The sequence below is a fragment of the Niallia sp. XMNu-256 genome, assembly GCF_036670015.1.
GTDB lineage: Bacteria > Bacillota > Bacilli > Bacillales > Cytobacillaceae > Bacillus_BD.
Genome location: NZ_CP137636.1, coordinates 1,596,102 through 1,619,017 on the forward strand (window position 1 = coordinate 1,596,102; position 22,916 = coordinate 1,619,017).

Genomic DNA, 22,916 nt, shown 5'->3' on the forward strand with positions numbered 1-22,916 from the left:
AGCATTTCATCGATAAAAGATGTCTTTGATCAATTGAACGAGGATTAAATTTTATTCAGCAAAAGGGCGCATCTCCGGAATAAAGGATCTGCGCTTTTTTTACATAAAAGGCCATATTGTGAAACAAGAAATAATGAGAAAAGAGAGGTTATAGATGAAGACTGTTAGTCAAGAAACCCAAGATTTGTCTATTAGATCCTTGGAGTCGACTTATAATAAACTAACCAATGCTTACAATAGCATGACCGAAAAAGGATCAAATACAACTCTTGTCCTAAAGAGAAGAGATGCCGTAAAAATCGGTTTAGACAGCTTAACTAACACTTGGAAGGGCACAGATTTTTCCTATGATAAAGAAAGGATTTTGACGGCTAAAGAGATACTACAAGGTCTCCTTCCGTCTATCGAAAAGCAGACTACAAAAGCAAAAGAAGGGAGTTCTCAAAAGACATTAAATGAGCGGCGCTTAACCGCACTAATACTGGCCATCGAATCTTTGGAGAACCGTCTTAAATAATACTGTTTTGCGATTTTAAGTATTCCAGAAACTGTTCTCGGGGTATAAAGGATTATATTTGATCGAAGGGCCGATTAACAAAACTTGAAAAATATTTAAGAGGCTATGGCCAATATCCATAACAAGTAAGGATTAATGATCATTAAGGAGGAATAGAAAACATGAATGATTCATTTCAAGATGAAATACAAATTTTATATCAAAAACTAATAGATGCGTGGAACAAACGCGATGCTCACGGAATGGCTTCCCTCTTCGCAGAACAGGGAGTCCAAATTGGTTTTGATGGAAGTAAGGTAAAAGGACGAGAGGAGATCTTATCGCACCTGGCACCGATATTTGAAGACCATCCGACGCCTCCTTTTGTGACTAAAGTTAAAGATATCCGGCTTTTAGGAACGGATGCTGCAATCTTACACGCAATTGCAGGGATGATTCCACCTGGAAAAACAGATATTGAGCCAGCGATAAATGCCCATCAAACGCTAGTTGCAGTGAAGAAAGATCATGAATGGCAAATTGAGCTTTTTCAAAATACTCCGGCTCAGTTTCATGGCAGACCAGAGTTAGTTGAGGAAATGACAGAAGAGTTAAGGCAATTAATTAATAACTGAACGTTGTAACCACGTTTCAATGTATGCATAAGACCAACTGTCACCCCAAGATCTCCGCTTTACAAAAGAATAATTTCTAACCAAATTCTCACTAACTCCCCTAAAAAACACGCAATTCTCCCCGAATTGCGTGTTTTTTGCTGTACCTGTCACTCCTAATAAAACAAAGAATAAGCAAAGCTCACTCTGTGAGAATAATAAACAAAACCGTTTTGACGTAAATGGGTCTCAAATGAATCAACAGTCCATGGAATATACCCATTCTCCAAACACTCATGCAGAGAAGAAACAGGACAGAAATGTAGAAGAGAACCTAACGCTATTCTAAACCGTCATGCTCGACACCATAAAACAGCATGGCATGAACTAGACTCAAGCTTCTAACCGGATTATGTTCATGAAGATTTTATAAAAGCAGCCAAGCCTTTCTTTCCCATTGACGACATTTACAACCTTTGGTCCAAAGTTCATCTTGCTTGTCATAAATTAAACCTGTCCATCTCTTTAGATGGTGTTATCGAATTCATTGTCATGGACTTTAAACAAACGATTTTCAAATACAAGAGGGCAAAAATTCATACAACCTTTGAAGGGTACTTTTACAGGGGGTGTATAGCAGGCTCTGGCATGTGAAAAAAAATGAGCATATTCAGTTCTGGTATAACAATCTATAAAACATTTATTTGGATACTATTTGCAAGGAGTGAAAACTTCCTATCTGGAATTGAAATTTTGGGTATCCCGTTCCTTTAATTTGATAATTTTTCCATTATTAATCTTCTTATTTTTGTGTAAAAAGGCGAGAAATATTCTTGTGGTTTTACTTCATTGCTTCATAAACTTGTTCCTGTGACGCCCCGATAAATCTTGTTTCAGATCACAGCGCCTGACCCCAAATTTGATATAGCATTACCGTACCTGGGGTCAGGCCTCTTTTTACAAATAGGAGACGCATCCATGGAAATACAACATAAATAATCAAATATCACTCTGTAAATACTAAGCAATATGCTATAGTAAATAAGCCTTTGAACAAACAAACGGGCATTATATAAGAAAAGAGACGTGATGAGCCTTGCTAGATTTTTTACAACTTGGTATTCGAAAAGAGATTAACCATACATTAAAGTCATTAGGTATAGAAGTGCCTACTTCCATACAAGAACGGACGATACCATCAGTACTTGAGGGGAAGGATGTTATTGCAAAAGCACAAACTGGAACAGGAAAGACATTGGCTTTTGTTCTTCCCATTCTCGAAAAGATTGATGTGCACAAGTCGGATGTTCAAGCACTTATTTTAACTCCAACAAGAGAATTGGCTCAGCAAATTTCAAAAGAAATTAAGAAAATGATTGAGAACTTAGATGGTGTCAATGTATTAGCTGTATATGGTGGTCAGGATGTTGAGCATCAACTAAAGAAGTTAAAAGGGGCTCAACATATTGTCGTTGCAACGCCAGGTCGGTTATTAGATCATATACGACGTGCCACCATTGATCTTTCAACGATTAGGATGCTTGTGTTAGATGAAGCGGACCAAATGTTACTTATGGGATTTCTTCCAGAGGTGGAAGACATTATTTATGAAACCCTTTCTTCTAGACAAACGATGCTGTTCTCCGCAACCATGCCTAACGAAATTCACTCTCTTGCAAAAAAATATATGGTAGAGCCAGAATTTATCGAAGTGAAAGCAAAAAAAGTAACCGTTGATGAGGTTAAACAAGTTGTGATTGAAACAACGGACCGGAGAAAACAAGCAACTTTATTCCATTTAATCCAAGAACATCGTCCTTTTTTAGCGATTATCTTCTGTCGTACAAAAATTCGTGCTAAAAAGCTTCATGATGCATTAATTGCCAATGGGTATGAATCAGACGAGTTGCATGGTGATTTATCACAGTCCAAACGTGAAAAAGCGATGAAACGATTTCGTGATGCGAAAACTCAGTTTTTAGTTGCAACAGACGTTGCTGCAAGGGGACTTGATGTAGAAGGGGTAACCCATGTCTATAACTATGATATTCCCCAAGATGTGGAAAGCTATGTTCACCGGATTGGACGAACGGGCCGAGCAGGTGGCGATGGGATGGCCATTACTTTAGTGGATCCTAAGGATCTGGAGTTCCTACGAATGATTGAAAAAGGGATTCATCAAAAATTGGAGATACAAGTGATTCCAGGGGTTAGTATCCCTGACCGCGAGGATTATCAAAAGGAAAGAAGCGAGCAAATTAACAAAGCAAGACGCCCTAATGGTAGTGGAAAAAGGAGAATCAAAGGGAGAGAGTTTTCTTCTAGAAGAAAACCGAATGATAGTCGACCAACAAACAAATCAGGTACAGCTTCGAGAGGCAGAGGAAGTACTCGATAAAGGTTGAACAGTGCTAGATGTGATAGACCTTTTGTAGCATTTTGATTTTTTCGAGGAAGTTTTTTGCTATGAATGTGATATTCATCCCAATCAGAGGGTCAAAGGGACAGCTCCCTTGACCCACGGAAATCCCAAAAATGAGTCAGGAACCTGTCCCCTTGACTCACCGCTTTTTAATTTCTTCCGTCACGATAAAAGCAAGGTCATCGTTTCCGAACAAGGATAATACTTCCAGCAAGGTTTGATCCTTTACTTCACCTGCTTCTTCTTTGGGAACAGTTAATTCTAACGCCTCTCTTAAAGTTTGGTTAGCTTGTTGATCGGGGTAAGCACGTAGGTAGACTTTTTCAGGAACAAGATCATTATTGATGCACCACTGGGCAAAGATGAGAATCATCATCTTCTCCTCACTTTGGTAGTTTTCGATGATTTTATCCTGCAACTGTTTTTGATCCAATTGAACCCTCCTCAAATTTTAATATTAAAATTCTGTATTATAAAATAAGGGGTTCGATTCGACTCCCCTTGAAACATTTCTGTGAAAAGCATGGATATTTATATTTCTAAACTATACTCTACTAAATCCTTCCTCATGTAGATATTCTGCAGCTTCACCATAAGAGTTGAAAGCTCCATCTAAATTGTTGCCTGCGTATACACTCCACATATCCTCTTCTTGCACAAGAATCAAGGTCTGATGATCTTGGTTAATCCATTTTTCTCTAGGTGCTTTAGTGGATATCTTTGGAGTTAACGAGAGAATTGATTTTTGAATAATGGTTCGAAGCTCATCAGCAGAAAAATCACGGATGTTGACCATCCCTTTATCATTTTTTTTATAACCATTTAATTCTGCTCCATATACAAAACCATTCCCATTAGAATGTAAATGATAGACTACATTCTTTTTATCTGATGCACTGGCTTCATAATGAAAATTAATTCTCCCCATAGACACATTTTTTCTCTCCAGTTCTGGGAAAGACTCAATAATCGATAGTTTTTCTTCGAAAGTAAGCATAGGACCTCCAAGTATTTTAATTAAATAATTATATCATACCACCTGTTTTCTCAAAACTCCGTATGACTACTGTTAATGATTCATTTTTGCCATGATTTGGATTCCCTTGTTCGTGTCATTTCTATCTGCATTTCGTTTATGGTTAAAAAAATGTTAGCATTTTTGCGAGGCTGTCAGTTACGCTTCCTCAAACAAAATGTGATTACTACCAACCATATGTTAAACTCGATAACCCAATAGATGGTAAGGATATAGTGGTAATTGGTAAGCGAAAACCATTCTTGAATTCATCTACTGACAAAAAAAGCTACAAAAGTACGAAGAAAAGTTTAGATTGCGTCAAGAAATCTATACACATTATTACAAAAAATAAAACTAAAGGTAGCAATCATAACGATTATTTTGCTCTTCCGCAATGGACGATTTACTGTCCCACTATACACGAATTAAATGACAAAATAGACAAATCCGTTAAGGTTTAAAAAGTAAAAATCAATTATTAAAAACCGCACTTAGATACGTCACGTAGAACCGTATCATAAATGATGATAAAAGAGTGCAGATTTCTGCACTCTTTTTGTTATCTTATTATTCTATATATTTAATCCGATAGAGCTTCGTTCTTTTGTTAAAAATAGTGGGACCGTCTAGAACTAACTTTTCATCTACTCGCCCCAGAATGCTTGGGCGATCTCTTGGCCTTGTTTGATTTTATTCCACTGTTGTTCGTGAGTAAGGTCATTTCCGCCGTCACATGATGCGAAACCACACTGGTGTGAGAGGTATAGTTTGTCTTTAGGGATGTATTTTGCTGCTTCTTCAAGCTCTGCCAAAACCGCATCTTTATCAGCTAGAACAGATTTTTTCGATGATAAGAACCCAATAACTACTTCTGTTTCAGGTTTATCTTTGAAAGATTCTAAGGCTACTAAGTTGCCTGCACGGTCATCGTCCCACTCTAGGTAGAAACGGTCATAGTTTTGATTAGCTAAGAAGTAGTTAGCAACATGTTCATAAGAACCACCCATAGCATAACGAGAGCCGTAGTTACCACGACAGTTATGAGTATATACTTTTAAGCCTTTTTCATGGGCATAGTCAACTACTGCATTGTTTAAGGAAACAAGCTTTTCTGCTTGTGCTTTAACAGTTTCGTCTGTAGCTCCAACTTGAGTATAGTAGCCAATTGGGTTGTCTTTTGAGAAGAGTGTCCAAGTACAGTCATCAAACTGAAGTATTTCACCACCCACAACTGTATACTCGTCTACGAATTCTTTCCAAGCTTGAACTAAGCCTTCACCAAGATCATCTGTCGTTGGGTAAACATCGTTTGAATAACCGTTCTCGTTAGACATTGAACGCACAAATTCGTTATAAATTTGAGCAGGTGATGGAATGGTTAATTTAACTGAGTGATCCCCAGCTTCTTCACGAACACGTTTATAGTGATCGATGAAAGTATGGTTGTTAGAGTGAAGAGGAGCTACGACTTTGACGTCGATATCTTTACGAGTTTCAAATGTTCCTTCTTCAAAACCATCCGTATCATTTTGGAACTTCCAACCTGAATCACCGATTGAACGCTCCACACCATCCAATCCCCAGACAAAGTCCAAGTGCCAAATAGAACGTTGGTATTCTCCATCCGTTACTTCTGGAATACCGGCTTCGATTTGCTTTTTGACAACTTCTGTAACGGCTTTTCCCTCTGTTTCTGCGTAGCCTTCTAAGTCATCATAGAATGGATAAGTTATATCATCTCGACTTTCAATTTCGCGATTATAAGTTTGTAATTCATCTGGTCGTAAGAGCGAACCAACAAGTAAAAAACGTTCTGACCATGACATTTAATCAACTTCCTTTCCCTTAAATCTTTTGTTATATAAACACTAACATAACAACGAATTCATAGCGTAACACTTAAAAACTACCGTTTGTCATAGCTTTTATCTATATCATTCTAAGCTAACTTCTTTCTTTTTTCGATGGATTCTTTTTGGGACTGGTTATTTATATTACTAGTTTTTATATGCCTTTCGGAGTTTTACAGAATAACTTTAAAATTTAAATAATTTAATATGAATTAAAGCTTTGTTCCCTTCGTATACATTAAAACGTATGGACATACTCTCGATTCTGTTTCTTAAAGTTACATGGAATTTTTTTGGTGGGTATAATTTTATGATTTGTTAATAAGAATAGGGGGATTTGGAATGAATGGGGATCACAACTTATTACATGCTGATACGGGTGTTACATCTGGAAGGTTTGTTGAGCGATCATTAAATGAGATTCGTTTTTGGTCTAGAATCATGAAAGAACATTCTTTATTTCTTCGGTTAGGTTTTAGGGCAGAAGATACTCAATTAATTCAAGAGGCCAACCATTTTTACCGAGTATTTGAACAGATAGAACAAGTTGCACATACTTACACCAATCAAACCGATCCTGAACAAATAAGAAGATTTAATTCAGAAGTTCAACAAGCAGCAACTAATATTTTCGCATTTAAACGAAAAGTACTAGGACTAATTCTCGCATGTAAATTGCCAGGAGCCAATAATTTCCCACTACTGGTTGACCATATAAGTAGAGAGGCAAATTATTTTAGAAAACGATTAATTGAATTAAACGAAGGAAAATTAAAACCACTACCAGATGCAATTATCAAGGAAAATGTTTTCTTTTTAAGAATTATGGCTGACCATGCGAAATTTATCGGACACCTTCTTGATCCATCAGAGAGAAAGCTTATTGATGTGGCTCGAAACTTTAGTAATGATTTTGATGAATTGGTCTTTCAAGCTAGGGATTTAGAGGGGATGAGACCTCAATCTCAGACAATACCTCTTTTGGATCAATTCCTTGATCAGAATAGAGTGTCTGTAGCTTCTCTTAGAGATTTCAAAAAAACGGCACGTGATTTAATTGAACAATGTAAAATAAAGAGTATCATTCATCCACTGTTAGCAGACCATGTTTTCCGTGAAGCAGATCGGTTCCTTGAAATTATTGATATGTTTGATGCTCATTTGACAAGTAATAACTCAAAAAAATTTAGAATAGAAGAGGATTTAGAGCAGTAAATGTAAAGGTTCTTCTTCAAGTAAAAAAGTGTTATTTCAAGAATTAAGTGACTTTAGGAATAAGTATATTTTCTAGTTATTCCATAATAGGGTGCTTTAATGAAGTAATGAAACAAGCCTAATTTCTTACTTTTATGTTAAGAAATTAGGTTTGTTATATTTATACAACCCTTACTGGTAAAATCGGAAATTTTGTATGCTAAGATTTTGGACGGACTATAAAAAATTTTATCTATTTGGACACGAAAATCAAATGTCGGGTTAAATTCAGGAACTACACGAAGGCCGGGTTATTTAGGGTTCCAACTTTTGTTCAATATATATCTTAAAGTTTATTAATGTGGATAGGCTTTTTTCATTTGATTATCTTTAGTAGAGATCGGGTATACGGCAAGCCTTCATACCGACCGATCCGATAATCTTTAAGGTCAAAGGCTAGGAAGACGGGTTTTCTAGATTCCTTTTACCATACTAACCTAACTCTTTATATAGATTAAATAAGGGGTGATTGAAGTCGATAAGCATTTGCAACAAACAATTGATATTAAATATTTGAAAATTAGTTCGATTATCAATGACGGAGTGTTGCAAATTGGTTGGGGATCTGGTCAAGATCAACGAGTCCCTCCTACTATAGTTGGAACTCCATTAGTTCTTCAAAGGGTCCCGCCAAAAACGCCAAAAACATACGCTGAGGAGCTGTTCAGAAATCCTTAAGTTCTAATATCTTTATAAATAAATGGTTTATGAGATTTACCATAGCTATGATGTTGAATAACCAATCACTTATCCATGTTCAGTAAATAGGTTGAAGATAAGTTTCTGTACATTTTTAAATGGCTAAGCCTATAGAAAATGCATTTTTTCTATGTCAAAATGTGCTTAGCGTATATTTTCCGCGAAATGTTGGCTATACCTCTAATAATCTCTATAACGCAACAGACCAATCCTTACAGAAAAACGAGTATCCTTCAGCTTTGGATGATACCTTACCCTCAGGGCTGAATCATGATACGGAACGATCACCAAAAAATACGGGCTGATTGAAACCTTCTTTTTGTGATAGTGCCAGAAAATAGGTAACCCTAAACCATATTTGGGAGGCAAATCTCGAGGGTTCTAAATATACTACGAGTAAGCCTCCGATAATGATTAATAAAATAAACAACATAACGAGTAAAAACCATGCTGTCATTGAAAAAAGCCCTTTTAAGGGCTTTTTTTTTAACACCAGCAAACTGCACCAATGATAATTAACAAGATAAACAATACGATAATCAAAGCGAATCCACTGCCAAAGCCACAACCACCATATCCATAACCGCCATAACCGCAACCACCATATCCAAACATGGAAGAAAGTCCTCCCTTCATCGAGAAATTTATTTATTTTTTAATAAAATCCGCCATAACCACCACAGAAACTAGACCCGATAATGATTAGGAGAATAAACAATACAATAAGTAAAGCAAATCCACTGCCAAAGCCAGCGCATCCAACTCCGCCATCTACAACTGCTCCCATACTCTTCTCCTCCTTTCTCTAACCCTTATTAAAATATGCAAAAAGGAAAAATGTGTAAGGGCTTGACTACGTCACAGAATTTGAATTTCAAAACGAATCATGTAGGAAGGTGACCCATTTAAATAGCAATATATAAAACTATACGATTATTTTTTAGGTGGAAAGGACTGGGAGGGGGGCGAAAAACCGACGCTGAATCTGCTCAGCGGAATTCTATGTAAGCGAACACTTATCACTGTTTGTGCGAATTGTTTAGTCTCTCCCGAACAAAGAAAGGAGGGAGGGACAAAATCAAAACAGTTTATTGAATTTTAAGAATCAAAAAGGTGGATGGGGAAGAGAAGTTTATTGTTCGTTCACCGGGAAATGCAGCGAAAATTGCTTCAGAGTTTATCGGCGATAAGAACAGAGAGGTATTTTAGGTGATGTGTCTGAATTCCAAAAATAGAGTAGTTTCCGTTCACAGTTGCCATGTTGGGGGATTGAATGTGAGCTTAGTGATTCCAAAAGAAGTGTTTAAGTCTGCAAACTTAAATAATTCTGCATCCATTATTTTTCACCAACATCTAAGTTGAGATTCATATCCGAGCAGACAGAATATAGATGTAACCAAAAGATTAGCAGAATGCGGTAAGATCCTAGGGATTGATGTATTGGACCATGTTATTGTAAATGCTAGGCTGGGTATTATAGTATGAAAGAAAAGGGATACATCTGAATAGGAGGGAGAGCAATCTCCCTTTTTTTTACTCATTTTTATATAAATAATAATGCTAATGATTATTAGATGTTAGGGAATTGTGCCATTTATGCAGTGAATCCAAGCCTTAGCGTTATTAACTACATTTCGTTTCCTGCCGACCCCTAATAGAAATAAAAAGCCCACTTAGTCGGACAACTAAGAGGGCAATTAGTCAATATTAGGAACTCTGTCCTGGTTACCATTCTATCACAATCGGATCTTTCCTACAAAGCAATCGAAACCGCTCTTTTTTTACCCGTTTTAGGTCAGTTGAATAAAAGAAGGGGGAAAGACGTTTGCTGCTAATGACCATATGGCATCCTGTGAACGTGTTGGATAAAAATCTGCCAAAACCTTGATGAATCAACGATGTATAAAGGTATGCATAGAACCTAAAAGGCTCCGAAATGTTTGAACTCTCCATATGCATGATTTCCTCGTTCTACATTACTGAATAAAATTAAATTTTGTATATGATCCTGACTATATTGCAGGCGTATAAAAAAATCACCTTAAATAAGAGAGATTCATTACTTTTTATTTAATTGGCTAATTCTTCCAAAAAATGTACTTCTTCTTTTTTTACTAATTCAACATCAGGATTTATAGGTATTGAATTTTCTTTTTTGATTTCTATTTGTCCATTCCCATATTCATATATAACCGTATAGATTTCATGATTATAGACCACCTTTTTACCTTGCATAAAGCACACCCCTAACGTTCGGCTTTTCCTAATGTTATTGTAATAAAATTTAATTCATTGTTAGTATCTACCCGTGAAAAAATAAAGTGAAACTTTCTCTTGGAGAAAACAAACCAATAGTAGTATTCAAAGTAATCTCTACATAAGTGGAAAAAGGCACCTCCATTATTAGTAGGAAAGTGCCTTTAATGTAGAGGAACACATAAGCATTTTATGGTTTGCATACAGGTTAGCAACATTTATTTTTCCCATTTCAGCAGATGTCAATTTAATCCGATCTTGACGATTCTCCATTAACACACCCTCCTATTCAATATAGATAACGTTTCCAGAATAGAGGAAAAATATAATTTAACATCCGACTATATATCTGCTGGTGTAATAAACATTAGTAAAGGCTCCTTTTAGGTAAAATATGCTACTAGTAGGTATTTTCCATGTAATAAAGTTGGTAAAAACACAAAAAAACTTTCATTGAACCATCGAAAGGATCTATTGTTGAAAAACATTATATAAACTTTATTTAAATTAAAAACTTGCCTTAATATGTCTAGTATAATGACATTTGTTTATATTTACTGTAAAATGGTTCCTATAAATTTATTTTATATATTATTATTTAAATATTTATATATTATTAACTATAGATGAATTTTTAAAGTTGATGATAGTGAAATCATTCTGCTTTTGAGTAAGGTTTATTAGAAAAAACAATCTATGTTAAGAATTACAGGAAACAATTATTAACTATTATCTATTAAATAACGCACATAGACTTGTTTTATTTTGACTTAGATTACAAGGATCAATAGCTTTCAGAACTCGCTTTAGAAATTGATCCAAATACTCAAATGTTGAATTTAACAGTCTTTGCGGCAGGCTTTGAACGAATCATTGTACTAGTTTGATTCGGTGTTTATAACTTAAGGAGTTGGATATTATGGATCTTGAACTACAAGAATTTAAGGCAGAGTTTTTTAAGGCGCTTTCTCATCCCCTTCGTATTAAAATTCTAGAAGAACTTTCCAAAGGCGAATTGGGTGTGAATGAACTTCAGAATGCTATTGGCAGTGACAGTTCTTCTACGGTGTCTCAACAACTTATGGTTTTAAGAAACAAAAATATTGTTGTTGGTACTAAAGAGGGTAATCGTGTTATTTATTCATTACGCGATCCTTTAATAAATGATTTGCTTTCTACTGCGAGGAAAATTTTTAATAATCATTTAGCAGAGACCATTAACATACTTGATAAGTCGAGATAATGAAGAGCCAAGAATTTCAGTAATTGGTGAAGCGTTAAATTTTCTATTAAATTAATTTAAACTCACCACATAATGTACAGTAAAGTTTCATCATGATTTTTATTGCACGTTCAGGTATCTCCCTCGTAACTATACTGGTTCATCTAAATAGTCGGTTTTTACATCTCCAGGCAGCATCATTTGCATCTGCAATAAACCTAGGACGCAAGCCATCCCCTAAAAAATGAAATGTCATATGATTTATTTCGACCGTAAAATCTAAGTATGTATCAACGATGTACAATAGAATTAGGAAAAATTATAAAAGGAGTCCACATCCTATAGGGATTCAGCTTTGTCCCTTGCCATTAGTCTAAAGCCATAAAATTGCTAATGGAATATATAGCATTCTGTTTAAACGGAATGCTAAAATATCCTGTATTTGATGACTTATCTTCCATATTCCAAGAATTACGCTTATGATTGACTCAAAACTAGATTATCACAAAAATAAAGTTGATTAAAAAAATCAACTCTCTCCCTAAACTTACAATTCCCTGAGGGATGATTATATATTTTCCGAAGGTTTTTTATGGTGTGATGAACAATACCATAATGGGGGGAGTAAAGTAACCATGGTTTTTGTCTATCTGTGAATATTTTGTGACAATAATAAAAGAAAGGTTTTTTTGCTTTTTGCGAAAGCCTTTCAGTATTTCTGTCATGAACCTATATGCTGAAAAATCTTTAATATGGGGATTTTGGAGTCAGTTGGCAAGGACCAATCTTGAATACTTAAGGGGAATATAAAGTTTTAATTAATGAATGCAGTGATCATTAGCAAAAAAAAAATGAAAACGTTTTCCAGTTTTTTATTGACATTTTTACAATTAAAAATTATTCTGAATATATAGAAAAAGCAAGCACTATAACGATACAGTACTTGCAAGTATGTATAACGAATCACTTTTGTAAGCGTTATCTAACCTTTTACTGTGTCGTAAGCTTTAGAAATTATTTTAATTCTATGGATAATATGGTGGATGATAGTTGCAGGAGAGCGTTTTTTGTAAGCCGCCGAAGGAGCAAACTTCAACAAAGACCCTTGAAGTGAATCTCTCAGGTAGAAAAAACTGTAACTGGACACGACTCTGAAGAGTACGTATGTATAGATACGTCACCGACGGGGAAGGGCTCTATTGAGCTAAACTCTCAGGTAAAAAGACAGAGAAGGGCAGAGAAACACATTATACTTGTGTTTTCTCTGTCCTTTTTGCGTTGTGTTTTTTAGCTTATAGATCATCATCATGGGGAAACATAGTTAGTTCGATGGATAGTTAACCAAAAAAGGGAGAGGTTTACCATGGAAACAAGCTATAAGGGTAATAACAAAATGTTAACAGGGATCGTATTTGGGGTTCTAACGTATTGGCTTTTCTCACAAACATTATTAAATGTGATGCCCGCAGTTCAAGCAGATATGGGAATTTCATTAGGAGCTCTAAATACAGCAATTAGTTTAACTGGATTATTTTCAGGGATGTTTATTGTAGCTGCTGGAGGAATATCTGATCGACTTGGACATAAGAAAATCGCTACGATTGGTTTAATATTAAATATAATTGGTTCACTTTGTCTTATCTTTACACAAGGAACTGTTCTCTTAATTATTGGACGTGTCATTCAAGGATTCTCAGCAGCATGTATCATGCCTGCGACAATTGCTTTGGTAAAAAATTACTTTGAAGGTCCTGATCGTCAAAGAGCCTTAAGTTACTGGTCTTTTGGATCTTGGGGCGGCGGAGGTATTACCTCATTTGCCGGAGGTTTAATTGCTACTACTTTAGGATGGCGTTATATTTTCGTCTTTTCTATCGTCTTCACTTTATTATCTTTATTTTTGATTAAAGATGTACCAGAGAGTAAAACCCAAAAAAGCAAGTCTTCAAAATTTGATTATCTTGGATTTGTTGTCTTTATCTTAGTAATGGTTGCTTTAAATGTTGTGATTACACGCGGAGCAGATTTCGGTTGGACAAGCCCGATTTCGTTATCGTTAATGGCTGTTACTGTCATTGGCGGTTGGGTATTCTTAAAAATTGTAACAAGCAAATCGAATGGATTTATTGATATTTCTATATTTAAGAATAAATATTTTACTGGTTGTACGGTATCGAACTTTTTATTAAATGCAGTAGCTGGAGCACTTATTGTTGCGAATACGTACGTCCAAGTGGGAAGAGGGTTTAGTTCCTTCCAATCTGGGATGTTATCACTAGGCTATCTCATTTGTGTATTAGCAATGATTCGCGTGGGTGAGAAATTATTACAAAAGAGCGGTCCAAGAAAGCCGATGGTTATCGCTTGTATTTTAGTAATTGCTGGGATTATATTAATGACTTTAACATTCTTACCAAATTTATTATATACGATTGTCGTTATTATTGGTTTTACGGTATATGGAATTGGACTTGGCCTTTATGCGACACCATCTACTGATACTGCAATAGACAATGTTCCGGCATCGAAGGCTGGAGAGGCAGCTGGTATTTATAAAATGTCAAGTACACTTGGTGGTTCATTCGGTTTAGCCATATCTGTTGCTGTATATAGTGGAGTTCAAGGGTTCGGAAATGTAGAAGCAGCTGCAAGCGCAGGGTTGACAGCAAATATTATCTTTGCTGCACTGGCTCTAGTGGCGATTTTAACTACGGTTCCAAAAGGTTTTGTTGTTAAAGAAGTAAAAGGAAAGGCCATAGAACTAGTAAGAGCGAAAAAAGCTCTTTAAGCCACTTTTAATAAAAATGATTTTGATCAATGTATGGAAAAAGTAAACGTGTGGCATTCCACTCATAGATGTATGTTAGAAAGATAAGTTGGACTTACTTATAACTAGGGATGAGGGGAACATGCAGCCGAAGGTAGCCTTTAAACTACTCTAAAACATCCATGTTTTGTTAGGTGAGGGATTATTTGTTTGAATTTCTGGATAAAAAGTTTTCGGACCCTTTCATAGGGTATTGATTGAAACAGAATACGATTATGCTATATGCTATCTTTGTAGTTCCTATAGATCAATTTTAAAAATAGAGGTGTATAAGAATGAATAAAACAGAATTGGTAAAAGCTGTGGCAACACAAGCTGAATTGACACAGAAAGATGCAACAAAAGCAGTTGATGCGTTATTTGATACGATCTCTAACACACTTGCTGAAGGAGAAAAGCTCCAATTAGTAGGATTTGGAACGTTTGAAGTACGTGAACGGTCAGCTCGTAAAGGTCGTAATCCACAAACCGGTGAGGAAATAGAGATTGCAGCTTCTAAAGTTCCGGCTTTTAAACCAGGAAAAGAATTAAAAGAAGCCGTTAAATAAGAAATATAAACTAATATTGAAAATACTCTGGATATTCAAATCCAGGGTATTTTTTTATTTTATTTTATAAGTTCAATAAAGTACACTTTTATAGACTAATTGAAAAATATAAAATTCAAGTCTAAAATCACATATAAATTACCTTATAGACGTTCATAAAAGATCAAATACTTTTATGGAAATATTTATACAGGAATGATCAAACAAAGGATGCATGATTTTAAGGTGAGGGAAAACCTAAAGGAAGTATCGAAGGATTATATTGCTAAAAAGCTTGCTAAAGTCGGTTTCGATATGGAAAAATCTTAACATTGAATGAAACGATCAATATGTTAAAGTAAATGTATAGTTTTTTCCCATCCTTCTTGATGGGTGCTGATCTCGGAAAAGATCGGATATTTACGTTTACGTTGTTACGTTGAAAAGGCCATCCTGTTACGAAGATGGCCTTTTGTATGCCATTTTTAGATTCTAAATAAAATTAACCTTAAAAAAGGCGATGCTAGACAATATAAAATTTTGTGCGATCTGATTTATTCATAATCTCAATCTGTCACCTGCTATTCTTTTAATTTGACGGATATTTCCCCAGTGAACTCTAAATAGCGGACTTGAAGAAATGGAAAAACACCTTGCAGCCGTAATTTAGCCTTTAATTCATCAATGAAAATCTTCTTTTGTTAAATCTTACTTTATCCAATCGACCATCTTTGATTAAAAGAATCGGTTCTCCTACCACAAGTTGTTGTTCTACCTTTTTCAATTTATTTGTGAGCACGTTTGAAAGAATTATATGAGCAAATGTCTGCTATTCAAGCAGAATTCGATCAAATCGAAGCGGCAAAATCGGAAGCAGATGTGGAGAAAAAAGTGATTATTAAGGATCCGGGGGCTCCGATCACAAATCGTCAGCTATATGCTGTACACCTCCTAACAAAGCTCGAAACAAGGGATTTACAGATCTCAAAAGATGAAGCCAGTCCTTTAATTGACCAGGCTAATCAGGGTGTGTCGCTCACGTTGTCCGCAAAGCAAAAAAAAGGGAGGAAAAAAAATTAGGATCCAGTGAATATAAATAATTATGCAAGTGAGAACCAGCTTAAAAGGCTTAAAGGCACACTGTATTATAAAAAACAGCAATTGTTATATCGTGAGCAAGTTTAGAAATAGATGATAAAAGTTATGAGCTTCTTGAAATGGAATTATCCAAAGAGGAAATTGAGCATTAAAAAACTATAAAACAACAAAGGAGAATTTACATCATGGAAAACATCACAAAAAAAATAGTAGCAAGTATTTTATCAATAGGAATTTTATTTACAGGTATTGCAAACGTACAAGCGGCGAAAGGAAACGCATATGGTCACGATAAAGACAAAGCGCAAGGGAATGCATATGGTCACGATAAAGACAAAGCACAAGGGAACGCATACGGTCACGATAAAGGCAAAGCACAAGGGAAGGCAGTCGGACACCACAAGTCGGAAGCAGTAGTCGAAGAACCTGTAACCCCTGAAACAGAAGCGCAAGTCAAAGAAGCAGGGGTACAAATTGGGGACATCATTTATTTTAGAGAATTAAGAGAACCATACTACCCTATGCCATATTGGCAATATATTTTTATTGGCGATGCGGGTTCTATCGATGGTCGTATGGAACTTCGCACAGGCGAATATTACATCGTCGGAAAAGATATTACCATTACCGAAGCGGAAAGGATGTTAGCGCGTCCACAATATAATGAAGACGGCGTATTGGAACTTGTGGACGAAATTCCTGCAGGAGCAAAACCAAACGACCAAGCAGGTATTCTAGAAGGCGACAAGATTGTTTTTAAATCATGGGACGGACTGCAACCGTGGGAACTATCAGGACATGTTTTCCACTTTAAAAAGGACGATGGAACATACATGGATTTACAGGTTGGCAGAAATCTTTATGTAGGAACAGAAATCACAGTCGCAGAAGCAGAACGACTAATTGGATACACGACATGGACTTTTGAAGAAGTTATGGGCGAATGGGGAACGAAATAATTATTGAAGTTGATGGCGGTGATTTGTCTGGATATCGTGAACCTACGTAGTCGTTGACATTGTTATGGGAACCGTGAATATTGGGCACTTACTAATGAATACGGGCAACTAGTACGTGTCAATGCTGACTTCTCCAGCTAAAGGGTGCGATTGTTCAATAAGAACAGTCGCTTCTTGCACTACCATGAAAATAAACTTCTGTAATTTACTAAAAAAGGCAATACTTAATAAAACGCAGCTCATTCATTTTTTTAAAAAGTGGGAGTGCGCCTAATCCGTTGATCTACTGTAAGAAAATGGACTGGATTGATTAAGATGCTTCAGGTTCTTGTAACGTAACTGTGTAGCCTAAACTTTCAAGTCTTCGTAGTGAATGTCGTACAATGGATTGCTCTCTCTGCTTATCAAAGTAGTCTTCGCCTAAGTCTACATACATTTCTTTTCGAGTTAAGAGGTAATAAGCTATTCTCAACATGGCATGAGCGACAACTATTCCAGCTCGTTTCCTGCCTTTACGTGAAGCTGTACGTCTATACAGTGCACCGAGATAGTTTTTAGATCCTCTTACTGAATGAGCTGCTTCTGTTAATGCTGACCTTAAATACTTATTTCCTTTTTTTGTTTTGGCTGATTTCCTTTTTCCAGCACTTTCATTTTGTCCAGGAACTAAACCTGCCCAGGAACACATATGAGCTGCACTTGGAAATTGTTTTTTAACATCAGTCCCGATTTCAGATAATATTTGTTCAGCCATTCTTGTAGCTATACCAGGAATAGAGTCTAGTCGTTCGACATCTTCCTGATGTGAACTTACTCTTTCAGCTACTTCTTTATCTAACATATCGATTTGCTCAGTCAAAAAATCAATATGCTTTAAAATGGTTTTCAACATAAGACGTTGGTGCGAATTGATATAACCTCTAAGGGCGAGCTCCAGTTCATCTTTCTTCTTTTTCATTGTACGTCGAGCGAAGTTTGCTAGTTTTTCAGGATCGTCTTCTCCATCGGCAATAGCGTTAAGCATATCCCGAGCTGAAACACCCATAACATCTGAAACCACAGAGCCCAGCTTAATGTTTGCACCCTCTAACACTTTTTGAATGCGATTATGTTGTCTAGCGCGTTCTTCAATGATACTCCGACGATACCGAACTAGTTCACGGAGTTCCCGTTGATTCCGGTCTGGAATGTAACTGGCTTTTAAAAGTCCATGACGAAGAAGTTTTGCAATCCATTCTGCATCTTTGACATCTGTTTTACGTCCTGGAACTGCCTTCATATGTTGGGCATTGACAACCAAAAACTCAATATCTTCAGCCTCAAGTAAATTCACAATAGGTTTCCAGTAAACACTCGTGCTCTCCATGGCAACATGGGTACAATTATGCTGTTTAATCCAGTCAACCAACTGTAATAGAAATACAGTTTTAGTAGAAAACGTTTGAATCTCCTTTCCTTCTGGTGTCATAATACATGCAGTAATATTGTCCTTATGAACATCCATACCACATGCTCTTTCAATGACTACATCCATTGAAAACATCCTTTCTACGGCTTGTATTATTATTGGAGGCTGGTGCAGCAACCAGAATGGGATTAATCTACCATGTGTGCTTCCCGTAAGGGAGCGACAGTCAGTGGTGCACCGTGGTCGTTGGAGTCAGACTAACGGATGGGCTCTCACGCACCATAGTGTATCGACCTTCCTCTCCCAGCCGTAGAATCAGTATTGACGGTTTATAACCATTTTCATTCTCTGTGGTGAAGCGCTGATTTTTGCGCTTCATGGACGGGGCAGGAATGTTTAATAAAAACTAAATAAAAAATCATTCATTTTTAACCACATAGATTCTGTTAAAATAGTCATTAATAACAACTTAATAAAATTTAGAAAGAGGAATTTTTTATGCTGTACTATTTATTATTACTTGTTTCAATCTTATTCGAGGTAATAGGTGTAGTGTTTCTCAATTTAGCAAAAGGATTTACTGTATTGACACCAACTCTTTTAGCTATTTTCTTTTATTGTTCAGCCATAGCTATTTATATTTTATTAACTTCCAATCGTGAATTAGGTGTTGTAAATGCTGTTTTTGCTGGAATGGGTACTGCTTTAGTAAGTATTATCGGTATTCTATTTTTCAACGAATCAGTATCGGTTTTAAAATTAGTAGGTATTGGATTAATTATTTGTGGGGCAATTTCCATAAATTTAAAATCTAAAGATGAACGAAGCCCAAAAAAGGAGATTGCATAATGGGATACATCTTTTTAGTCTTAAGTATTATCTTGGGTGTTTCAGGACAAATGTGCGTAAAAATGTCAAATGGATTTAAAGTAAAACTACCAACTATAAGTGCATTTGTACTATTTATTTCTTGTATCTATTTCGTTTCATTATCTATAAACTTTTTTGAAACTGGAATTGTATTTGCTATTTGGGCAGGGTTAACAATTGTTTGTACGACATTACTTGGAATTTTTATATTTAATGAATCTAAAAGTAGAAGAAAAATCTTTTCAATTCTATTTATTATGATAGGGGTAATTTTACTCGAATTGGTATGAACTGTTGAACTAACGGGTGTTTTTCTGTAATAAGGAAAGCGTCTTTCTTCATGAAACGGGTGTACTTTTATAGTAAACGGAAAAAACCCGGGTTCCCATCAACCAGGTTTTTTCTCTTCTTTCAGTTTTTCAAGTTAGAATTTATATGTTTAGGCAGATGGATGATGGCTTTAAATAAATCGCCGTCAACGTGGATATTGAATTGGCCTTTTTGAATTTCAATGAGGTTTTTTGCAATCGAAATTCCTAATCCGCTGCCTTGACTGTTTCTAGATTCATCACCTCTTTTAAAGCGCTCCATTAATTCGTCTGCAGAGATATTTAACTCATAAGCAGAGATGTTTTTAAAGCTGATTCGTACTTCATTGCCTACATCCTCTATGTCAATATAAACCCGTGAGCGTTTAAGTGCATATTTAAAGATATTCGATAATAAGTTCTCGATCGATCTCCATAATAATTTTCCATCGGCGGTTACATACACCTTTTCTTGTGGATGATTGAGCCTGATTTCTAAACCATTTGCTTCAATTTTGTCATTCAATTCCCCAAGCCCTTGGGTAATTAAAGACACGATCGCAATTTTCTCTAAAGAAACGGGAATATTTCCGCTCGAGGCCTTCGAGGCTTCGAATAAATCATCTGTTAAAAGTTTGAGCCTCTGTGCTTTTTGATCAAGTACTTCGATATATTCGCCCGTTTTGGTTTGGTCTTTTTCATTTTTCAATAGATCTACATAGGTGATAATCGAAGTCAGAGGATTTCTAATATCATGTGAGACATTGGTTATCAGCTCCGTTTTTAACCGCTCGCTTTTTAATTCACTATCGACTGCTTTTTTCAAGCCATCGGTTATGCTGTTCACATTCGCAGAAAGCTTTGCGAATTCTCCATTTCCTCCAACTTCAATCCGATGATGAAGATTTCCTTCTTTAATGATTTCAATTCCTTCCTGAATGTTTTGAAAGGCCTTGACCTTTTTAAAAGCAAACCAAGCTGCGATTCCAACCGTGATCGGGAACATGAAAAACGTTAAAGCAATCAGTACCGGGTAGCCGATGACGATGAGTACTGTCTTTACGGCAACATTTCCGCTTTTATATACCTCGCCAATAAATTTCACGAACTTGTAGATCAATGTAAAAATCAAAGTATGTTTAATAAGCGTTCTATTTTTTATATGCTTCACAAGGATTAGAATCAGGGTGAGTTCTAAGGTGGCAAACAGAAGCGTGAAGGCTAGGATTATTGCTGTCATTCCTTCAAACACATCATCTATTAATACAATCCATAGCGGAAACAGAAGCATACATAATGCTAGATTGATGTCATTGTATAATTTTTCTACCGGACGGAAGTGTAACTCTTGATCATGAAATGATTTTCTGCCAACGACAATTACCAGATAAATAAACGAAAGAATAAATCCTGCAAAATATCTTAGTATTTGATATAAATTTGTTGTGGCTATGGCTTTTCCTGCTTGCCATTCTTCCATTTTTTGATTTAAAAATACTTCCGGAAACGCGACAAAAATAACGGTGTTTTCTAGGTCTAATCCATCCATTTGTTCTGTAATCCAATGCAAATGTTCATTTTCTTCTGTTTCTTTTGGGTAAAACTCTCGTTTGTATTCCTCAAATATCAAATAGGCAGGGGAGGTTTCGAACTGTTCCTTTTTAGTCTTTGTACTGTTCGCAAACTCATGGGTTCCATCACTGGCATAAAACAATGGCTCGTATTTTTCGAGATTTTGTACGAGGACATGAAACTCTTTCAAATCTTCCTTGATCCTCTGTTCTTTTGCTTGTGTGAGTTCGTTTTTATATTCTTCTTTAAAAATTTCGAAATTCTTTTTTTCGCTTAGCTCATGCTGGTAACTTTCAGAATGCTGAAACTCTGAATAAAATAAGTTATTTTCAACCTCTTCCCATTCATCCTCACTAATGCTTTTGCCATCTAAAATATGTTCCTCACTTTTATACTTCCCTAATAATCTCGTGAGGTCGCTGATTAGATACTGACTTTCCTGTACGTAGGCCTCGCTCTCGAAGTAATGATCTTCGGTGACGCTGCCAAAGTTTCCATCATTGACAATCTCCACCTCAACAAAAGCTTGAACCATTCCCGTCACACACAAGATGGCAATGATAAAAACAATGATTTTCGTTAGGATGGAATGACTATAACTTTTCCACTTTGTATCCAACTCCCCACACCACCTTCAAATATTTTGGTTCTGACGGATTGATTTCTATTTTCTCTCTGATTTTTCTAATATGAACGGTTACGGTATTTTCCGGGTTAAAGGACGGTTCTTTCCATACCTTTTCATAAATCTCCTCAATCGTGAAGACTTTTCCAGCGTTTGCCGTTAGAAGCTTTACGATCTTATATTGAACCGGTGTAAGATGGACTTCCTCACCATCGACGGTGACCGTTCTACTATCATCATCGATCACAAGGCCCCCAGATTGATATAGGTTGCTCTTCGTTTCAAGGGCACCTAATGTTGTATATCTTCTTAGCTGGGATTTGACCCTTGCGATCAACTCCAACGGGTTAAAAGGCTTCACGATATAGTCATCTGCGCCAATATTTAATCCGAGAATTTTGTCATAATCCTCGGATTTAGCAGAAAGGATGATTAACGGAATATTATTTTCTTTTCTAATTTCCATCGTCGCACTGATCCCATCCATCTCCGGCATCATAATGTCGATGATAATCAAATAAATGTCATGTTCTTTGATTACTTCGATTGCTTCAAGCCCATTAAAAGCCTTGAAAACGGTGTAGCCTTCGTTCTCTAAGTAAATTCCAATCGCATTAACAATCGCTTTGTCATCATCACAAACCAATATATTCATAACCGTTCACCCCTAAATGTACTGTTCAACAATCCTATCACTTCCTTTAGTATTTGCTATAAAGGAATGATACCAATAATATCTTAACAAACACCGCATGCAATTCTTAAGATTTTCTTAGTGTTTTGGAAATACAATCATATCAATTGTATAGAGCCCATGAAGATTAATTTTAATTATTTAAGTAACAAGTACTTTCCTTTACAAGAGGGGTCGTCATTGTGATTGTTCCTGTT

At 36.0% G+C, this 22,916-nt stretch carries 24 protein-coding genes and 1 riboswitch; of the genes, 14 read left to right on the forward strand and 10 right to left on the reverse strand.

All coding sequences use genetic code 11. The features are described from left to right. Positions 1-154 precede the first annotated feature (154 nt). The 3 genes from R4Z10_RS08155 (at position 155) to R4Z10_RS08165 (ending at position 3,508) form a co-directional block, all read left to right on the forward strand. Positions 155-517 (forward strand): hypothetical protein, encoded by a 363-nt coding sequence (locus tag R4Z10_RS08155; protein ID WP_338472690.1) that lies wholly within the window; start codon positions 155-157, stop codon positions 515-517. A gap of 161 nt (positions 518-678) precedes the next feature. Continuing rightward, entirely contained in the window at positions 679-1,131 is a 453-nt protein-coding gene (locus tag R4Z10_RS08160) for an SgcJ/EcaC family oxidoreductase (RefSeq protein ID WP_338472691.1), read from the forward strand. 1,075 nt (positions 1,132-2,206) lie between these two features. Further along, positions 2,207-3,508 carry a DEAD/DEAH box helicase gene (locus R4Z10_RS08165; protein WP_338472692.1) on the forward strand — a complete coding sequence of 434 codons (1,302 nt, stop codon included), beginning with the start codon at positions 2,207-2,209 and terminating at the stop codon, positions 3,506-3,508. A gap of 163 nt (positions 3,509-3,671) precedes the next feature. Here R4Z10_RS08165 and R4Z10_RS08170 read toward each other — a convergent pair whose 3' ends face one another. The 3 genes from R4Z10_RS08170 to R4Z10_RS08180 form a co-directional block, all read right to left on the reverse strand. Further along, positions 3,672-3,965, reverse strand: a complete 294-nt coding sequence (locus R4Z10_RS08170) for a hypothetical protein (protein ID WP_338472693.1) — start codon at positions 3,963-3,965, stop codon at positions 3,672-3,674. Between the two features lie 111 nt (positions 3,966-4,076). Then, positions 4,077-4,529: a hypothetical protein gene (locus R4Z10_RS08175; RefSeq protein ID WP_338472694.1), complete on the reverse strand. Its 453-nt coding sequence runs from the start codon at positions 4,527-4,529 to the stop codon at positions 4,077-4,079. A 665-nt stretch (positions 4,530-5,194) separates the two neighbouring features. Then, positions 5,195-6,376 (reverse strand): 5-methyltetrahydropteroyltriglutamate--homocysteine methyltransferase, encoded by a 1,182-nt coding sequence (locus R4Z10_RS08180; protein WP_338472695.1) that lies wholly within the window; start codon positions 6,374-6,376, stop codon positions 5,195-5,197. A 366-nt stretch (positions 6,377-6,742) separates the two neighbouring features. On the opposite strand from R4Z10_RS08180, the gene R4Z10_RS08185 reads away from it, so the two are divergent. Next, the gene (locus R4Z10_RS08185; protein WP_338472696.1) at positions 6,743-7,615 is read left to right on the forward strand and encodes a DUF2935 domain-containing protein; all 873 of its coding nucleotides are present in this window, start codon (positions 6,743-6,745) and stop codon (positions 7,613-7,615) included. Between the two features lie 504 nt (positions 7,616-8,119). After that, on the forward strand, positions 8,120-8,332 hold the full coding sequence (locus R4Z10_RS08190) for a hypothetical protein (protein WP_338472697.1): 213 nt from the start codon (positions 8,120-8,122) through the stop codon (positions 8,330-8,332). Positions 8,333-8,839: 507 nt separating this feature from the next. Here the strand turns inward: R4Z10_RS08190 and R4Z10_RS08195 are convergent. Together R4Z10_RS08195 and R4Z10_RS08200 are read right to left on the reverse strand one after the other, a co-directional pair. Further along, positions 8,840-8,968, reverse strand: coding sequence for a YjcZ family sporulation protein (locus R4Z10_RS08195; protein ID WP_338472698.1), 129 nt, complete (start codon positions 8,966-8,968; stop codon positions 8,840-8,842). Positions 8,969-9,008: 40 nt separating this feature from the next. Then, positions 9,009-9,140: a YjcZ family sporulation protein gene (locus tag R4Z10_RS08200; protein ID WP_338472699.1), complete on the reverse strand. Its 132-nt coding sequence runs from the start codon at positions 9,138-9,140 to the stop codon at positions 9,009-9,011. 425 nt (positions 9,141-9,565) lie between these two features. Here R4Z10_RS08200 and R4Z10_RS08205 point away from each other — a divergent pair, with 425 nt between their 5' ends. Together R4Z10_RS08205 and R4Z10_RS08210 are read left to right on the forward strand one after the other, a co-directional pair. Then, positions 9,566-9,715, forward strand: coding sequence for a JAB domain-containing protein (locus R4Z10_RS08205; RefSeq protein WP_338473195.1), 150 nt, complete (start codon positions 9,566-9,568; stop codon positions 9,713-9,715). 24 nt (positions 9,716-9,739) lie between these two features. Continuing rightward, the gene (locus tag R4Z10_RS08210; RefSeq protein ID WP_338473196.1) at positions 9,740-9,838 is read left to right on the forward strand and encodes a JAB domain-containing protein; all 99 of its coding nucleotides are present in this window, start codon (positions 9,740-9,742) and stop codon (positions 9,836-9,838) included. Positions 9,839-10,423: 585 nt separating this feature from the next. Here R4Z10_RS08210 and R4Z10_RS08215 read toward each other — a convergent pair. Then, positions 10,424-10,588, reverse strand: a complete 165-nt coding sequence (locus tag R4Z10_RS08215; RefSeq protein ID WP_338472700.1) for a hypothetical protein — start codon at positions 10,586-10,588, stop codon at positions 10,424-10,426. Between the two features lie 168 nt (positions 10,589-10,756). Further along, entirely contained in the window at positions 10,757-10,882 is a 126-nt protein-coding gene (locus R4Z10_RS08220) for a hypothetical protein (RefSeq protein WP_338472701.1), read from the reverse strand. Positions 10,883-11,528: 646 nt separating this feature from the next. Between R4Z10_RS08220 and R4Z10_RS08225 the strand changes: the two genes are divergently transcribed. The 5 genes from R4Z10_RS08225 (at position 11,529) to R4Z10_RS08245 (ending at position 17,242) form a co-directional block, all read left to right on the forward strand. Next, positions 11,529-11,852 (forward strand): metalloregulator ArsR/SmtB family transcription factor, encoded by a 324-nt coding sequence (locus R4Z10_RS08225; RefSeq protein ID WP_338472702.1) that lies wholly within the window; start codon positions 11,529-11,531, stop codon positions 11,850-11,852. Positions 11,853-12,874: 1,022 nt separating this feature from the next. After that, positions 12,875-12,977, forward strand: a riboswitch (glycine riboswitch). A 217-nt stretch (positions 12,978-13,194) separates the two neighbouring features. Continuing rightward, positions 13,195-14,619, forward strand: a complete 1,425-nt coding sequence (locus R4Z10_RS08230) for an MFS transporter (RefSeq protein ID WP_338472703.1) — start codon at positions 13,195-13,197, stop codon at positions 14,617-14,619. A gap of 314 nt (positions 14,620-14,933) precedes the next feature. Further along, positions 14,934-15,206 (forward strand): HU family DNA-binding protein, encoded by a 273-nt coding sequence (locus R4Z10_RS08235; RefSeq protein WP_338472704.1) that lies wholly within the window; start codon positions 14,934-14,936, stop codon positions 15,204-15,206. Between the two features lie 780 nt (positions 15,207-15,986). Continuing rightward, a complete protein-coding gene (locus R4Z10_RS08240; RefSeq protein ID WP_338472705.1) occupies positions 15,987-16,265 on the forward strand; it encodes a hypothetical protein in 279 nt (92 codons plus the stop codon). A 203-nt stretch (positions 16,266-16,468) separates the two neighbouring features. Further along, complete coding sequence (locus tag R4Z10_RS08245) at positions 16,469-17,242, forward strand: hypothetical protein (protein WP_338472706.1); 774 nt, start codon at positions 16,469-16,471, stop codon at positions 17,240-17,242. A 310-nt stretch (positions 17,243-17,552) separates the two neighbouring features. On the opposite strand, the gene R4Z10_RS08250 is transcribed toward R4Z10_RS08245, so the two are convergent. Continuing rightward, positions 17,553-18,776, reverse strand: coding sequence for an IS110 family transposase (locus tag R4Z10_RS08250; RefSeq protein WP_338472707.1), 1,224 nt, complete (start codon positions 18,774-18,776; stop codon positions 17,553-17,555). Between the two features lie 372 nt (positions 18,777-19,148). Here R4Z10_RS08250 and R4Z10_RS08255 point away from each other — a divergent pair, with 372 nt between their 5' ends. Both R4Z10_RS08255 and R4Z10_RS08260 read left to right on the forward strand, forming a co-directional pair. Further along, on the forward strand, positions 19,149-19,499 hold the full coding sequence (locus R4Z10_RS08255) for a multidrug efflux SMR transporter (protein ID WP_338472708.1): 351 nt from the start codon (positions 19,149-19,151) through the stop codon (positions 19,497-19,499). Beyond that, on the forward strand, positions 19,499-19,810 hold the full coding sequence (locus R4Z10_RS08260) for an SMR family transporter (protein WP_338472709.1): 312 nt from the start codon (positions 19,499-19,501) through the stop codon (positions 19,808-19,810). The genes R4Z10_RS08255 and R4Z10_RS08260 overlap by 1 nt, the downstream gene beginning before the upstream one ends. Before the next feature lie 121 nt (positions 19,811-19,931). On the opposite strand, the gene R4Z10_RS08265 is transcribed toward R4Z10_RS08260, so the two are convergent. Further along, positions 19,932-22,019 carry a sensor histidine kinase gene (locus R4Z10_RS08265; protein WP_338472710.1) on the reverse strand — a complete coding sequence of 696 codons (2,088 nt, stop codon included), beginning with the start codon at positions 22,017-22,019 and terminating at the stop codon, positions 19,932-19,934. Next, on the reverse strand, positions 21,994-22,680 hold the full coding sequence (locus tag R4Z10_RS08270; RefSeq protein ID WP_338472711.1) for a response regulator transcription factor: 687 nt from the start codon (positions 22,678-22,680) through the stop codon (positions 21,994-21,996). Before R4Z10_RS08270 ends, R4Z10_RS08265 begins: the two co-directional genes overlap by 26 nt. Positions 22,681-22,916: the final 236 nt, after the last annotated feature.

Excerpts from the sequence above, each read along its gene's own strand:
- R4Z10_RS08155 (WP_338472690.1), top strand. The coding sequence starts at position 155 with ATGAAGACTGTTAGTCAAGAAACCCAAGATTTGTCTATTAGATCCTTG.
- R4Z10_RS08230 (WP_338472703.1), top strand. The coding sequence starts at position 13,195 with ATGGAAACAAGCTATAAGGGTAATAACAAAATGTTAACAGGGATCGTA.
- R4Z10_RS08225 (WP_338472702.1), top strand. The coding sequence starts at position 11,529 with ATGGATCTTGAACTACAAGAATTTAAGGCAGAGTTTTTTAAGGCGCTT.
- R4Z10_RS08270 (WP_338472711.1), bottom strand. The coding sequence starts at position 22,680 with ATGAATATATTGGTTTGTGATGATGACAAAGCGATTGTTAATGCGATT.
- R4Z10_RS08220 (WP_338472701.1), bottom strand. The coding sequence starts at position 10,882 with ATGGAGAATCGTCAAGATCGGATTAAATTGACATCTGCTGAAATGGGA.
- R4Z10_RS08255 (WP_338472708.1), top strand. The coding sequence starts at position 19,149 with ATGCTGTACTATTTATTATTACTTGTTTCAATCTTATTCGAGGTAATA.
- R4Z10_RS08195 (WP_338472698.1), bottom strand. The coding sequence starts at position 8,968 with ATGTTTGGATATGGTGGTTGCGGTTATGGCGGTTATGGATATGGTGGT.
- R4Z10_RS08260 (WP_338472709.1), top strand. The coding sequence starts at position 19,499 with ATGGGATACATCTTTTTAGTCTTAAGTATTATCTTGGGTGTTTCAGGA.
- R4Z10_RS08200 (WP_338472699.1), bottom strand. The coding sequence starts at position 9,140 with ATGGGAGCAGTTGTAGATGGCGGAGTTGGATGCGCTGGCTTTGGCAGT.
- R4Z10_RS08245 (WP_338472706.1), top strand. The coding sequence starts at position 16,469 with ATGGAAAACATCACAAAAAAAATAGTAGCAAGTATTTTATCAATAGGA.
- R4Z10_RS08180 (WP_338472695.1), bottom strand. The coding sequence starts at position 6,376 with ATGTCATGGTCAGAACGTTTTTTACTTGTTGGTTCGCTCTTACGACCA.
- R4Z10_RS08215 (WP_338472700.1), bottom strand. The coding sequence starts at position 10,588 with ATGCAAGGTAAAAAGGTGGTCTATAATCATGAAATCTATACGGTTATA.
- R4Z10_RS08235 (WP_338472704.1), top strand. The coding sequence starts at position 14,934 with ATGAATAAAACAGAATTGGTAAAAGCTGTGGCAACACAAGCTGAATTG.
- R4Z10_RS08160 (WP_338472691.1), top strand. The coding sequence starts at position 679 with ATGAATGATTCATTTCAAGATGAAATACAAATTTTATATCAAAAACTA.
- R4Z10_RS08185 (WP_338472696.1), top strand. The coding sequence starts at position 6,743 with ATGAATGGGGATCACAACTTATTACATGCTGATACGGGTGTTACATCT.
- R4Z10_RS08175 (WP_338472694.1), bottom strand. The coding sequence starts at position 4,529 with ATGCTTACTTTCGAAGAAAAACTATCGATTATTGAGTCTTTCCCAGAA.
- R4Z10_RS08205 (WP_338473195.1), top strand. The coding sequence starts at position 9,566 with ATGTGTCTGAATTCCAAAAATAGAGTAGTTTCCGTTCACAGTTGCCAT.
- R4Z10_RS08250 (WP_338472707.1), bottom strand. The coding sequence starts at position 18,776 with ATGGATGTAGTCATTGAAAGAGCATGTGGTATGGATGTTCATAAGGAC.